This window comes from Acidobacteriota bacterium (genome assembly GCA_030774055.1).
Classification (GTDB): Bacteria; Acidobacteriota; Terriglobia; order Terriglobales; family Acidobacteriaceae; genus JACPNR01.
In genome coordinates, this window is record JALYLW010000036.1 from 18,075 (window position 1) to 31,002 (window position 12,928).

At 63.4% G+C, this 12,928-nt stretch carries 12 protein-coding genes and 1 riboswitch; of the genes, 1 reads left to right on the plus strand and 11 read right to left on the minus strand.

The features are described from left to right. Window positions 1-103: 103 nt before the first annotated feature. Together M3P27_02765 and M3P27_02770 are read right to left on the minus strand one after the other, a co-directional pair. Window positions 104-1,195: a 6-phosphofructokinase gene (locus tag M3P27_02765; protein MDP9267231.1), complete on the minus strand. Its 1,092-nt coding sequence runs from the start codon at window positions 1,193-1,195 to the stop codon at window positions 104-106. Window positions 1,196-1,246: 51 nt separating this feature from the next. Next, entirely contained in the window at window positions 1,247-2,353 is a 1,107-nt protein-coding gene (locus M3P27_02770) for a lactonase family protein (protein ID MDP9267232.1), read from the minus strand. Between the two features lie 149 nt (window positions 2,354-2,502). On the opposite strand from M3P27_02770, the gene M3P27_02775 reads away from it, so the two are divergent. Further along, window positions 2,503-4,089: a M20/M25/M40 family metallo-hydrolase gene (locus M3P27_02775; protein MDP9267233.1), complete on the plus strand. Its 1,587-nt coding sequence runs from the start codon at window positions 2,503-2,505 to the stop codon at window positions 4,087-4,089. A 10-nt stretch (window positions 4,090-4,099) separates the two neighbouring features. Here M3P27_02775 and M3P27_02780 read toward each other — a convergent pair whose 3' ends face one another. The 9 genes from M3P27_02780 to M3P27_02820 all read right to left on the minus strand — a co-directional run bounded on the left by M3P27_02780 (window position 4,100) and on the right by M3P27_02820 (window position 12,578). After that, window positions 4,100-4,537: a DUF2203 domain-containing protein gene (locus tag M3P27_02780; protein MDP9267234.1), complete on the minus strand. Its 438-nt coding sequence runs from the start codon at window positions 4,535-4,537 to the stop codon at window positions 4,100-4,102. A gap of 117 nt (window positions 4,538-4,654) precedes the next feature. Then, window positions 4,655-5,806: a quinolinate synthase NadA gene (nadA, locus tag M3P27_02785; GenBank protein MDP9267235.1), complete on the minus strand. Its 1,152-nt coding sequence runs from the start codon at window positions 5,804-5,806 to the stop codon at window positions 4,655-4,657. Between the two features lie 314 nt (window positions 5,807-6,120). Next, entirely contained in the window at window positions 6,121-7,164 is a 1,044-nt protein-coding gene (gene moaA, locus M3P27_02790) for a GTP 3',8-cyclase MoaA (protein ID MDP9267236.1), read from the minus strand. A 174-nt stretch (window positions 7,165-7,338) separates the two neighbouring features. After that, a riboswitch (molybdenum cofactor riboswitch) is annotated at window positions 7,339-7,524 on the minus strand. A 59-nt stretch (window positions 7,525-7,583) separates the two neighbouring features. Further along, window positions 7,584-8,528 (minus strand): hypothetical protein, encoded by a 945-nt coding sequence (locus tag M3P27_02795; protein MDP9267237.1) that lies wholly within the window; start codon window positions 8,526-8,528, stop codon window positions 7,584-7,586. A gap of 50 nt (window positions 8,529-8,578) precedes the next feature. Then, on the minus strand, window positions 8,579-10,294 hold the full coding sequence (locus tag M3P27_02800) for an electron transfer flavoprotein-ubiquinone oxidoreductase (GenBank protein MDP9267238.1): 1,716 nt from the start codon (window positions 10,292-10,294) through the stop codon (window positions 8,579-8,581). After that, on the minus strand, window positions 10,291-10,485 hold the full coding sequence (locus tag M3P27_02805; protein MDP9267239.1) for a type II toxin-antitoxin system HicA family toxin: 195 nt from the start codon (window positions 10,483-10,485) through the stop codon (window positions 10,291-10,293). Before M3P27_02805 ends, M3P27_02800 begins: the two co-directional genes overlap by 4 nt. 3 nt (window positions 10,486-10,488) lie before the next feature. After that, window positions 10,489-10,725: a type II toxin-antitoxin system HicB family antitoxin gene (locus M3P27_02810; GenBank protein ID MDP9267240.1), complete on the minus strand. Its 237-nt coding sequence runs from the start codon at window positions 10,723-10,725 to the stop codon at window positions 10,489-10,491. 23 nt (window positions 10,726-10,748) lie between these two features. After that, window positions 10,749-11,750, minus strand: coding sequence for an electron transfer flavoprotein subunit alpha/FixB family protein (locus M3P27_02815; GenBank protein MDP9267241.1), 1,002 nt, complete (start codon window positions 11,748-11,750; stop codon window positions 10,749-10,751). Window positions 11,751-11,807: 57 nt separating this feature from the next. After that, entirely contained in the window at window positions 11,808-12,578 is a 771-nt protein-coding gene (locus tag M3P27_02820; GenBank protein ID MDP9267242.1) for an electron transfer flavoprotein subunit beta/FixA family protein, read from the minus strand. Window positions 12,579-12,928 lie beyond the last annotated feature (350 nt).

The following is a 12,928-nucleotide window of genomic DNA, read 5'->3' on the forward strand; positions in this document are numbered from 1 at the left end:
ATGGCAACGAATATAGCAGGCCCTTCTCCGCGACCTTGGCGGAAAACTCTACGGGCTCGGCATTTCACGCTTTTGGTCCCTGCGGAAAGCGGAGAGCGGCGTTTCAGTCTCCGAAGCCTACGCCAATCGCCTTCGCGACCTGCACCATCTCGCCGTTGGGGTCGACCGCTTTCATCGCGCCCACCGCGTCCGCGATCGGCACGGAGTGGATGCGCGCCTCGCGCAGGCACACCATGCGTCCGAACTCGCCGCGGGCGATCAGGTCGACCACCGCCACGCCGAAGCGGGTAGAGAGGATGCGGTCGAAGGGTGAAGGCGAGCCGCCGCGCTGGATGTGTCCGAGCACCGTGACGCGCGTCTCGCGCCGCGCCGTCATCGCGATGGCCTCACCCACGACATTGCCGATCTGCCCAGGACGCGGGATGGCGCGCTTCTCGGCCGCGAATTTTTCCGCCATGTCCGCCGGCGGACTGCAACCCTCGGCGATCACGATGATGGTGAAGAGCTTGCCGATGGCCTCGCGATCGCGCACGAACTGGCACACTCGATCGATGGTGAACGGCATCTCGGGGATCAAGATGATGTGCGCGCCACCGGCGATGCCGGCCTCGAGCGCGATCCAGCCCGCGTCGCGTCCCATCACCTCGATCAGCATGATGCGGTGGTGCGATTCCGCCGTGGTGTGGATCTTGTCGATGGCGTCGGTGGCGGTGTGCAGCGCGGTATCAAAACCGAAGGTGATCTCGGTGGCGCAAAGATCGTTGTCGATCGTCTTGGGGACGCCGACGACCTTCAATCCCTTCTCGTGGAGCTGCAGCCCGATCTTCTGCGTGCCATCACCGCCGATCACAATGAGCGCGTCCATCCCCAGCGCGTGGGCATTCTTGATGACGTCATCGGAGAAGTCCCGCACCACTTCCTTGCCCCCCTCGTGCCGCTTGTACTTGAACGGATCGCCGCGGTTGGTGGTGCCCAGGATGGTGCCGCCGCGCGGCAGGATGCCGCTCACGTCTTTTAGCGTTAGGGGGCGGGATTTCTCCGCCGGCCAGATCAATCCGTCGAAACCATCGCGGATGCCGATGACCTCGTAGCCATACTTGAGCACGGCACACTTCACCGCCGCGCGGATCACCGCGTTCAAACCGGGACAATCGCCACCACCGGTGCAGATGCCGATCTTGCGGATCTCAGCCATGGGAGAAAGTTTCGCGGGATTCTACACGCCGGACTGCTGCACCACAACCTTCTACGGCGTGGTGACGATCGCCACCGGCGTGGTCCCGGCGCCCACGTTGCCGCCGCCGGAGAGCACGCCGGTCGTGCCATTGATGCTGAACAGCGAGATGTTATTGCTGCCGCGATTGACCACGTAGAGGAACTGTCCGGAAGGGTCGGAGTTCACGTCCACCGGCGTGGTGCCGGTCGTGAAGGGCGAGCCGGCGATGGCGGCCAGGCGTCCATCCGAGGCGATGGTGAACGCGGTCACCGTATTGGTGCCGGCGTTGGTCACGTAGAGGAAATGTCCGTTGTCGTCGGCGGCCAGGCCCGTCGGCGTCGTCCCGCCGGTCGCTACCGGAGAGCCGCCCGAGCCGCCGGTGACGGCGCTGAAAGCGCCGGTGGAGGTATTGATGCTGAAGATGCAGACGTTCGCCCCATCGGTGATGTACGCGAGCCTCGCGTTCGGTGTGACGGCCACGCGGTTGGCGGCGGTGCACGGCGCCGGCGACTGCACGCTGCCCGCGACCAAGGTGCCATTGCTCTGGATCTTCAGCGGCACCACGCCCGCAGCGCCCGTCGCCACGAACACGAAGTTGCCGGATGGATCTTCGATCACGCTGTTGGCCAGCAAACTCGCCACCGCTATGGCGGTGCCGTTGATGGTGATCACGCCGTTGGTGTTGTTGATGGTGTACGCCTCGAGATTGCCGGCGGTGGTGAGCGCGAAGAGGTAGCGCCCGGCAGGATCGGCGGCGAGTCCGAGATATCCAGTGCCCGGGGTGAAGGGCGAACCGGCCACGGCGCCGAGCGCGCCATTGCTGCGTGTGATGGTATAGGAGGAGATGCCACCGGCGTTGTTGGCGACGTAGACGAAGCGTCCGCTGGCGTCGGCGTCGATGGCGTTGGGCCCGGTGGCCGCGCCGAAGGGCGAGCCGGGAGCGTTCGCCAGCGCGCCGTTATTACCCACCGTGTAGGCCGAGGCGTTGCCCGAGCCGTTGTTGGCCACGAAGGCGAACTTGGCCGCATTCGCCGGCGTGTCGCTCACGAAGAAGTCGCCACAGCCGGCGAGCGCGAAGGCCAGCAGCACAAGCAGGGAGAGCGCCAGGAACGGAAATAGCAGCTTCGACAACCTCATATAGGGACAGGTCTCCGATACGGCCGGCCAGGACCGTTCGATTGTAGCAAGTCCGCCGTCCGCTTTGCGCCTTCCTCTACCTGTCGGAGTGCGGAGAGCGGATCGCGGAAAGTCGCTTCGCTATACTGTCCCTTCACTCGGAGGAACACTTGCTCGCACGCACGCGGCCGCTGGTCCTGCACGTCCTGCTGCTCTCTTTGCTCGCCGCCGCACCCGCCTGGGGTCAGGACAGCGAAAACAAGAAGAAGACGCCGGCGAAGCGCCAGCCCACAGCCGCAAAAGCGGCGACGTCCAATCCGCTGACCGATACGCAGCACGTCTGCGCTCGCTGCCTGCGCGCTCACCTGGACTTCCTCGCTGCCGACGCCTTGCGCGGACGTGGCAGCGCCACGCCCGACGAACTCATCGCCGCCACCTACATCGCGGCGCAGTTCGAGCAGTACGGCGTCCCGCCCGCCGGTTCCAGCGCGAGTGGGAAGAACGGCAACGCTTACATCCAGACGGCCACGCTCGAGACGCCGCAGCTTGCCGCGCCCCCCACGCTCAGCATCACCGCCGGGGGCACTTCATCCAACGCCCATCCGGTCATGTGGACGCATGGCAAAGAGTTCATCCTCTCGCGCAGTTCGGGCAAGAGTGCCAGCGGTCCGCTGCAAAAACTGCCCCGCGATTTTAAGTTGGACGCTGGCGGCAAGGTGACGCCGGGCGCGGTCGTCTACTGGGCGGTCGATTCGAACTCCGACCCGCGCACCTGGTTCCGCCAGGTGTTTGCGCTGCTGCAATCGGGCGCGGCCGCGGTGCTGATCCCCGCCTCGAACCAGAACCTGAAGGCCTGGGACACGCTCGCGAAAGAGCGTCCGCTCTTCGAACGCTCGGTCGTGGGGGGTGAAGCTTCCACGATGGGTGGTGGCTTGCAGCGAGACGTTCTCATCCTCAAGCCCGAAGCAGCGCAACAGCTCGCCGCGCTTCCCGAAGGCACTCCCATCCAGCTCAATGCCAAGCTGGGCGAGCCCAAGCGGGAGTACACCTACAACGCCGTCGCCATCATCCACGGCACCGCGCCCGACGCCGATAAAGACGCCATCCTGCTCACCGCGCACCTCGACCACCTCGGCCAGGGCACGCCCGCGAGCGCGGTTGTTCCTCCGGTCACGGGCCCGGATGGAAAGCTCGACAACATCTACAACGGTGCCTGCGACGATGCGAGTGGCACAGCGACCGTCCTCGAGCTGGCGCGCGCGCTCGCTGCCGGCCTCAAGCCGAAGCGCACCGTGGTGTTTGCGCTCTTCGGTTCGGAAGAACTGGGCGGTCTGGGCTCCACTTATTTCCTGAGCCATTCGCCGCTGCCGCTCGCGGACTACACCGCGAACCTCGAGTTCGAGATGCTGGCGTGGCCCGACCCGAAGTTGAAGCCAGACGTCCTGTGGATCACCGGCTACGACCGCACCGACTTCGGTCCGGAGCTGGCCAAGCACGGCGCGAACGTCGTCGCCGATCCCTATCCCGAGCAGAATTTCTTCCAGCGTTCGGACAATTACGTCCTCGCAAAGAAGGGTGTGGTGGCGCAGACCATCGGCAGCTTCGGCTTGCAGAAGGAATACCACTCGCCGCTAGACGACCTTGCACACGTCGACTGGACACACTTCACCAAGGCCGTCGATTCGCTGATCGCTCCGGTGCAGTGGCTGGTGAATGGCGGCTTCAAGCCACAGTGGCTGCCGGGGAAAAAACCGTGATTTCCGCGGCCTAGTTGTTCTTGCGGGGTTTCGCGTTGGCGATCTTTTCGTCGATGGGCTTGCGGCCAGTGAAGCCTTCATCGGTCGAGTGCCAGTGCGTGATGCCAGTCTCGCCCAGCTTCCAGCACAGCAGGATGACGCGGTCTTCGACCACGCAGGGGAAGTCGAGCAGGCCGATGTCGATGTCTTTCACCTGGACGCCGGTGGAATCGATCTCGGCGAGCGCGTCTTTCACGCGCTGCATCGCCTTCTCGCGGTCGTGCTTGCGCTTGGCTAGCGGGACAATGTCCACGAACGTGCCGCCATTGATGAAGATGCGGCTCGAAAGCGCCTGCAACTCGCCATCGACTTCCTCGATCAGCTTCTTCCCTTCCATCGCCGCGCGCAGCAGCGACTCGAGGACGGGCAGCAGCACCTGTGCTTCGGCGAGAGTGAAGGTCTTGGACATGCGATTGTTGAATGCTGAATGTTGAGTTCTGACCTGTGAGTCTTGGCTGTGTCTTGATTCTAGCTGATTGTGCGCCTTGCCCTCAGCAATCAAAAATCAAAATTCAAAACTCGAGATTTACGCGATCTCCAGCATCCGATCGAGCGCGACCTTCGCCCACTGCTTGGTCTTCGCATCCACCTTGATCTGGTTGACCACGTTGCCCTCGACCAGGTTCTCGAGCACCCAGCACAGATGCTGCGGCGAGATGCGGAACATGGTGGTGCAGAGGCATCCGGAATCGTCGAGCGTGACCACGGTCTTTTCGGGATGCTGTTTGCCGAGACGATTCACCAGATGGATCTCAGTGCCCACGGCGAAGCGCATACCGGCGGGCGCGGCTGCGATGAGCTTCGCGAGCTGGTCGGTCGAGCCGATGAAGTCCGCTCGCTGGCAGACCTCCCAGCGGCATTCGGGATGCACGACGACGCGGATGCCGGGATACTTCGCGCGCGCCTGCTCCACGTGCTGCGGCAGGAAGCGCTGATGCACCGAGCAATGTCCCTTCCACAGGATGATCTTCGCCTTGCGCAAGCGCTCGGCGGTGTTGCCGCCCATGAGCTGGAACGGATCCCACACCGCCATCTCGTCCAGCGGCACTCCCATGGCGTAAGCGGTGTTGCGGCCAAGATGCTGGTCGGGCAGGAAGAAGACTCTGGGTGATCTCCCGAATCCCCAGCGGAAGGCCCCGGCGGCGTTCGCCGAGGTGCAGACCACGCCGCCACGCTCGCCGCAGAACGCTTTGATCGCCGCGGTGGAGTTCATATAAGTGATGGGGGTAAGACCGGAGCCGCCGTCGCCGCCGTCCTGATCGTCGTCCTGGTGAACGTCGTCCTGATGAACGATGCCGAGGCGCGCGAGCTGCTCCCACGCGTCCTCGACCTGGCCGATCTCGGCCATGTCGGCCATCGAGCATCCGGCGTTCAGGTCGGGCAGGATGACGCGCTGGTCCGAATGTCCAAGCACATCCGCCGATTCGGCCATGAAGTGCACGCCGCAGAAAACGACATAGCGCGCGTCCGTCTGGGAGGCGATCTTCGACAAGCGATAGCTGTCGCCGATGTAGTCGGCGAAGCGGATCACCTCGTCGCGCTGGTAGTGGTGGCCGAGGATGATGGTCGAAGCGCCCAATTCACGACGGGCCGCGGCGATGCGCGCCTCCATCGAGTGGTCGGGCTCGACCAGATAGTTTTCCAGTGAACAAGTATTCGGAGCGCTTGCAGTCGCCACTTCGTTTGCCGCCTTCAGTCCCGACGCCGCAGCCGGCTCGGAACGGGGATGTTGAAAGCATTTCAGCGGCTGCAGTGGCTTCACTGGTCGCCTAGGCGACCCCAAACCACGGGGTTGTTGCAGCCCGTTACTCGGTTAGACGCTCCGCCGGAACGCATGACTCAGTTTTCCGGGGCGTCCGAGGGATATTGTCGCAAAGCACCACCGCTGGTGCAATCAAATTGACCGATTGCCGATCGTCGATCGTCGACTGCCGTCGCTTGCAGCGCCCACGGCTGCAATCGTCACTTGAAAATCGGCCATCGACAATGACTCTAGCCGCCGATGTGGACCATCGTCCGTGAGGGTGGGATGAAGTCCGGCTCGCCGATGTGGTGGCGAGCTTCCTTGTGGCTGACGACGGAGTGCATGTAGGCGACCAGCTCGTCATCACTCGCGCCGAAGCGCATGCGCCCGGCAAGATCGTGGTCGAACTGCGAGAACAGGCAGGTGCGCACCTTGCCGTCTGAGGTCAGGCGGATGCGCGAGCAGTGTCCGCAGAACGGATGCGACACCGGCGCGATGATGCCGATCTCGCCCTTCCCGCGGTCGTCGGCGAATACATAACGCTGCGCCGTCTCGCTGGCGCCGTGCTGCGGCACTTCCACGATCTCGAACTCACGGCGCAGCGCGGCGAGGATCTCGTCCATGGTGACGACGATCTCCGGCGACCACACCCGGTCTTCTTCGAGCGGCATGAACTCGATGAAGCGGACGATCACACCCTCTTCACGGGCAAAACGCGCGAACGGGACGATCTGGTCGTCGTTGAAGCCGCGCAGCAGCACACAGTTGACCTTCACCGGCTCGAGGCCCGCCCGCTTCGCCGCGCGCACGCCGGCGAGCACCTTCTCGTATCCGTTCTCGACGCGAGTGATGCGCGCGAACTTCACCGCGTCGACCGCGTCCATGCTCACCGTGGCGCGCGTGAGCCCGGCATCCTTCAGCGGCTGCGCCATCTCGGCGAGTAAGTGTCCGTTGGTGGTGATGGCGAGGTCGAGCGGGGCGCCGGAACCGCCGTCCGGATGACTGCCGTTCGGATGACTGCCGTTCGGAAAAACGGTCCGCAACTGCGCCAGCTCGCGCACGAAATCGACTAGACCCGCCCGAAGCAGCGGCTCGCCGCCGGTGAGGCGGATCTTTTCGATGCCCTGCGAGACGAACAGCCGCGCCATCCGCAGATAGTCGGCGATGGGCAGCTCGGCATACTGCGCGCCGTCGCGCCCGGTGCGGCAATAGACGCAGCGGTAGTTGCAGCGGTCGGTGACGGAGATCCGCAGGTCGGTGATGCCGCGGCCGTGTTTGTCGATGAGTCGCATACCGTTCCGCGCAAAATCTCCGGCTCGTGTCATCCTGAGCCCGCCGCTGTTCCGAAAACAAAGTCGCGAAGGATCTCAGGGCCTGAGATGCTTCCCGCGAGGCGCGCGAAGCACGACACTTCACTCTCTAGATGTACGAACACAGGAAAGGATACGGATGGGCGTCCGCCGCGGCGAACGGTGGCAGGCGTTTCCTTTCCAAACGTCGTTCCTCAACGTGGTTCACGAACGACAGGGAGGCGCAAGCGTTTCCACCGGCACCCTCGCCCGAAGGCGTGAGAAAAATGAACTCGCGCTCCGGGACCGCCGCGCGCGCCACGGTATCCCGGAAGGCGCTCGCGGTCAGAAACTGGCCTTCATTATACGACTTGAGTCAAAGGCGGCGCTCCCGCACGGGACGGCGCCACCACGCCGGAGGCCTACTGTGGGTTGGTTGCTGCCGGCGGCTGCGCCGCCGTCTCTTTGGGCGCTCCCGGCTGCGGCGCGTTGAGCTGCTTGATCATCCCATTCATGCGCCCCCGGACCAGCAGTGTCCGGATGCGGTCGCGATCGTTGTAAGGCCAGTCGGAGAGTTCTTTCCACGCCTCCGCGCCCTTGCCCATGTACAGATACGAGGTAACGACCTGCAAGATGCCGAGCTTGGCCTCGTAAGCGCGCGCGTCGAGCTTGGGATCTGCTTTGTCCGAGGCGCCGGCCTTTTCCTTCTGCACCATCACGCTGGTGGGTTCTTCGTTCCTCAGCTTGGACACGCCGTCGGCGCTGATCTGCTGGCGCGCCTGCGCGATCTCGGTATCGTATTCGGTGGCAAAGCGGTCACTGACCCAGATCAGGCGGTTGCCGACCAGGCGAAAGGCGACCAGCGGATGCGGCGAATCGCTCGCGTCCAGGCCGTCGATGCCGTTGTAGCTCCACTCGCGCGTCCAAATCTCGAGCTTGCCGTCGCCGTCGCGATCTTCGAAGCTCAGCGGATAGACGGTCGTGATCTGCCGCGCCAGGCCGGCGGGCGCAGCCAGCGAGACGATCCAATACGTCAACCGGTCTTTCGGCCCAGTGACATGGCCGAACAGGATCACGTCCGGCTTGCCGTCGTTGTTCACGTCTCGGCCGGAGAACTCGTCCAGCTGCAGGTCGTAAGCATAAGTCTCGAACACCGGGCCGGATCCGTTGCTGATCGCGACGTGGCATTGTCCGGCGTGGTCGCCGAAGCCGCCGTTGAGCTGCAGCGTCTGACCCTCACCCAGCGAGTACGCCGTGCCCCCCGAGCCGGCAACACATTTGTCAGACGCAGACGTTGGCAGGCAAAGCGTGGGCAGGCATAGCGCGAGCAGGCAGAGGACGAGACGCTGGATGAAGCGAGACTTCATGGGAGTGCTTTGATTCTGGCTTGGATGGCGGGGAAATGCAAACTGCGAGACTACATCCCGTCGTAGTTTGGGCCGCCGCCGCCCTCCGGCGGCACCCACGTGATGATCTCGTACGGGTCCATGATGTCGCAGGTCTTGCAGTGGACGCAGTTCGACGGGTTCAAGTGGATACGCTTGCCGCTGGGCACGTCCGCCGCTTCTTCCATCTCATAGACGTTCGCCGGACAGAAGTGCTGGCACGGGTTGCCGAATTCCGTGACGCAGCGCGTGTTGCAGATGTCCGTATCGTGGATGACGAGGTGCGCGGGCTGGTCCTCTTCGTGCTTGGTGCCGGAGTGGTAGAGGTCGGTGAGCTTGTCGAAGGTCAGCTTGCCGTCACCCTTGAACGGACCGAGCAAGTGTTTTTCGTCGCCACCATCGGCGGGAAGCTCGGCCAGTTTCTTCATGTGGCGATGTCCGGGGGTCGCGGTGTAGCGGGCGCGAAGTCCGCGTCCGCCGGTGAATTGCTGGATGCCGGCGTGGAACAGGCCATGCAACAAACCACGCTCAAAGCCCTGATGGAAGTTGCGGACCTTCCAAAGTTCGTCCTTGATCCAGGACGTCTCCACGCGGTCAGCATACGTCCCCAGCTTCGCCTTGGAAAAATCCTGCGCGACCATCGCGTCGAATGCGGTCTCGGCGGCGAGCATGCCGCTCTTGATGCCGAGGTGGATGCCTTTCAAACGCTGCGAGTTCACCAGGCCGGCAGCATCGCCGAGGATGAGCCAGCCATCGCCGGCGAGTGGTGGCACGGCGAACCATCCGCCATAGGGCAGCGACTTCGCGCCGTAGCGGATCATCTTGCCGCCCTCGAGTAGCGACTTCACCCACGGGTGCTGCTTGAAGGCTTGCAAGACGCGCTGCGGATCGAGCCGCGGATCGGTATAATCGAGCCCGGTGACGAAGCCGAGCGAGACCACGTTGTCTTTGCCGCCGTAGATCCACGCCCCGCCGTATTCCTTCTTCGTCAGCGGCCAGCCCATGGTGTAGATGACCTCGCCGGCGGCGATGCGTCCGCTGGGGACCTCCCAGAGTTCTTTCACCCCGATGCCGTAGGTCTGCGGGTTGCGGTCTTTCACCAGATCGAAGCGGCCGATAAGCTGTTTGGTGAGCGAGCCGCGCGGGCCTTCGGCAAGGATGGTGACCTTCGCCTTCAAGTCGTAACCCGGCTCGAAGTTCGCTTTCTTCTCGTTGCGCTTGTCCACGCCCTTGTCGTCGGTGCGGACGCCGATGACGCGCTCGCCCTCGATCAGCAGCTCCGACCCCGCGAATCCGGTGAAGACGGTGATGCCGGTGGCTTCGACTTTCTCGCCCAGCCACTTCACGAAGCGGTTCAGCGAAATCACATAGTTGCCGTGGTCGCGCAGCGGCGGCGGCGTGATGGGAAACTTGAACTTCCCTTTTTCGGTGAGGAAGTAGACGCCTTCCTGCTTCACCTCGGCGTCGATCGGCGCTTCTTTCTCGAAGCCGGGAAGCAGCTCGCGCATCGAGCGCGGGTCGAGCAGCGCGCCGGAAAGACAGTGTTGGCCGATCTCGCGCGCTTTCTCGAGCACGTAGATGTTTTCTTTAGAAAGCTGCTGCTCGGGATGCTTGGCGTTGTGCGCGTCGATGAGCTGCGCCAGCCGCAGCGCGCAAGCCATGCCGGCAGGACCTCCGCCGACGATGACCACGTCCGCTTCCATCTGCGGTCGCTCGATGCCTTCGAAAGGCTTGCGGAAGACGATCATCTTTGCTTTGGCACCGGTATGCCGAGGTCCTTGCAGATATTGCGCACCGTGAAGTTGTTGACCTCGCGATGGCGAGGAACAGCGCTCAGCCGCTTGCCGTCTCGGTCGGCGTAAATGGAATGATTTCCGCCCTCACGGACGAAGCGACAGGCATTGGACTCAAGATGGCGGATGAGATCGTTCCTTTTCACTCGTCAGGCAACGCTGACCGAGATCTTCTCGCGGATGATGCGGTGGTTCCCGATCTCCTCGCCTAACATGTCCCGGCGCGTTTCGAGCAGGAGTCTGATGGCGTCTTTCAGATTCTCGCGCGCCTCGTCCAGCGTCTCGCCCTGCGTGTTGGCTCCCGGCAGTTCCTCCACGTATGCGCAATAACCGCCGCCCTCGGATGCCGGGACCTCTTCAAAAACGGCTGTGTAGGTCACATCCATGATGTGATTGTAACGCTAACTTCCTACGCTCCCGCCTTGGCTTTTTTTATCTCTTCGATCAGCGGCGGCACCACGTCGAACAGGTTTCCAACCACGCCGAAGTCGGCGATCTCGAAGATGGGCGCCTCGGAATCTTTATTGATGGCGATGATCGAGCGCGAGCCCTTCATGCCGACGATGTGCTGGATGGCGCCCGAGATACCGAGCGCGAGATACAGCTTCGGAGCGACCGTCTGTCCGGAAGAACCGATCTGGCGGTCCATCGGCAGCCATCCCGAATCGCAGATCGGGCGCGACGCGGCCAGCTCGCCGCCCAGCGCTTCGGCGAGCTGCTTGGCCAGCTCGATGTTCTTCCGCTCTTTGATCCCGCGGCCCACCGCCACGATGATCTCTGCCTGCGTAAGGTCCACGGCGGCCTTGGCTTCCTTGAAAGGAGGTTCAGGCTTCGTGCGAATCGCGGAGGCGGGAACTTCGACGTTTACCGTCTCGACCGGCGCAGCCGCTGTTCCGGCTTCCGCCTTATCGCCGCGGAAGGCGCCGGCTTGGAAAGTGGCAAACCACGGACCTTCGCCGGTGAAGCTCACGTCGGCCGCGAACTTGCCCTGGAACATCTGCCGCGTGAAGACCAGCGTGTCCCCTGACTTCTTGTAGCCGATGCAATCGGAGATCATCGTCTTGCCCAGCGCGGTCGCAAGCTTGGGACAGAAATCGCGCACCTGATAGGTGTGCGGCATCAGCACCAGCTTGGGTGAACGCCGCGCGATGAATTGCTTGAGGGCGTGCGCGTAGCCATCAGGCGTGTACGCGGCGAGCGCCGGCGACTCGACGGCATAGACCTTCCCGACTCTCTTGCCCGCGACTTCGTTGGCGATGGCGGCGATGCCGGAACCCGCGACGGCGGCTTCGAGCCGCCATCCCATCTCGGCGGCGATGGCCTGCGCGGCGGCGATCGTCTCCCACGAGACGCGGTTCAGCTTGCCTTCCCGTTGTTCAACGACTGCCAGTATGGTGTCCGTGTCTGCCATTTTCACTTTCGCGTCTCTGCGCTCTCGTTTCTGGTTACTCTCCCGCTGCCTTCTTCTTCAGAGCACCCGCACCTCGTTCTTCAGCTTCTCCACCAGCTGCTTCGCGACCTCGGCGGGAGAACCCTCGAGCATCTCGGTCTTCTTCGTCTTTTCCGGGATGTAGAGCTTCTCGATCTTCTGTCCGTTGGGAGCAAGCGCAGCCTTCACTTCCTCGAGCGTGACCTTGCGCAGCGGCTTGTTCTTCGCCTGCTTGATGCCGATGAGCGTGGCGTAGCGCAGCTTGTTGATGCCCGATTGGATACTGAGCACCGCTGGCAGCGGGATTTGGATGAACTGGAAGAAGCCGGCCTCGAGCTCGCGCTTAACCTTTATCCCAGAGTCGGTCTTCTCGATGTGCATGATGATGGTGGAGTGCGGCCAGCCGAGCAGCTCAGCCAGCACCACGCCGGTCTGCGCGAAGCCATAGTCGTCCGATTGCAGCCCGGTGAAGATGAGGTCGAACTGCTCGTCCTTGATGGCGGCGGCGAAGGCCTTGGCGGTGTTGGTGGCATCGAGCCCGACGAAGCCGGCGTCTTCGAGGTGGATGGCGCGGTCAGCGCCCTTCGCCAGCGCCTCGCGCAACACCTGCTGCGCGCGCGCCGGACCGGCAGTGATCACGACGACCTCCCCGCCATGCTTCTCCTTCTGGCGCAGGGCTTCTTCGAGCGCGTACGCGTCCGGCTCGTTGACTTCGTAGGAAACGTCCTCGCGGATCCACGCGCCCGTCTCGTTGAGCTTGAGCGGCGCATCCTTCTGCGGGACCTGCTTCATGCAGACCAGGATCTTCATTTTTTGAGTGGCCAGTGCTTCGTGGTCGTCGTTCGTTGGTCTGGCAGCAGACGCAACCAAACTTGGATGCAGAAACCGAGAAGTATAAATGAGCGGGAGTGATTCGAGTAACGCGGGCGGCGGAGAAACGGTGGGCGAGTCGCCGCTTCCACGAGCATGCCGCAACCGGCTAGCGGTAGGCGGGGGCGGTGGCCACGAGGACGGCGCCGTAGAGCAGCGCCAGCAGCAGCATAACGTAGATGAAGCGTTGCACTCGTTCGACGCGTTCGTAGGACTGGACTTCCATATTCGCTCCTTCTCAGGGGACGCCGGGCTCAGGTCAAAGGGCGCGGCGCATCGGGGAGATGCGC

What these genes read in the sequence shown, in the direction of transcription:
- M3P27_02820 (MDP9267242.1), bottom strand. Translation starts at nt 12,578, where the DNA reads ATGAAGATCCTGGTCTGCATGAAGCAGGTCCCGCAGAAGGATGCGCCG.
- M3P27_02780 (MDP9267234.1), bottom strand. Translation starts at nt 4,537, where the DNA reads ATGTCCAAGACCTTCACTCTCGCCGAAGCACAGGTGCTGCTGCCCGTC.
- M3P27_02815 (MDP9267241.1), bottom strand. Translation starts at nt 11,750, where the DNA reads ATGGCAGACACGGACACCATACTGGCAGTCGTTGAACAACGGGAAGGC.
- M3P27_02800 (MDP9267238.1), bottom strand. Translation starts at nt 10,294, where the DNA reads ATGATCGTCTTCCGCAAGCCTTTCGAAGGCATCGAGCGACCGCAGATG.
- M3P27_02765 (MDP9267231.1), bottom strand. Translation starts at nt 1,195, where the DNA reads ATGGCTGAGATCCGCAAGATCGGCATCTGCACCGGTGGTGGCGATTGT.
- M3P27_02810 (MDP9267240.1), bottom strand. Translation starts at nt 10,725, where the DNA reads ATGGATGTGACCTACACAGCCGTTTTTGAAGAGGTCCCGGCATCCGAG.
- M3P27_02795 (MDP9267237.1), bottom strand. Translation starts at nt 8,528, where the DNA reads ATGAAGTCTCGCTTCATCCAGCGTCTCGTCCTCTGCCTGCTCGCGCTA.
- M3P27_02770 (MDP9267232.1), bottom strand. Translation starts at nt 2,353, where the DNA reads ATGAGGTTGTCGAAGCTGCTATTTCCGTTCCTGGCGCTCTCCCTGCTT.
- moaA (MDP9267236.1), bottom strand. Translation starts at nt 7,164, where the DNA reads ATGCGACTCATCGACAAACACGGCCGCGGCATCACCGACCTGCGGATC.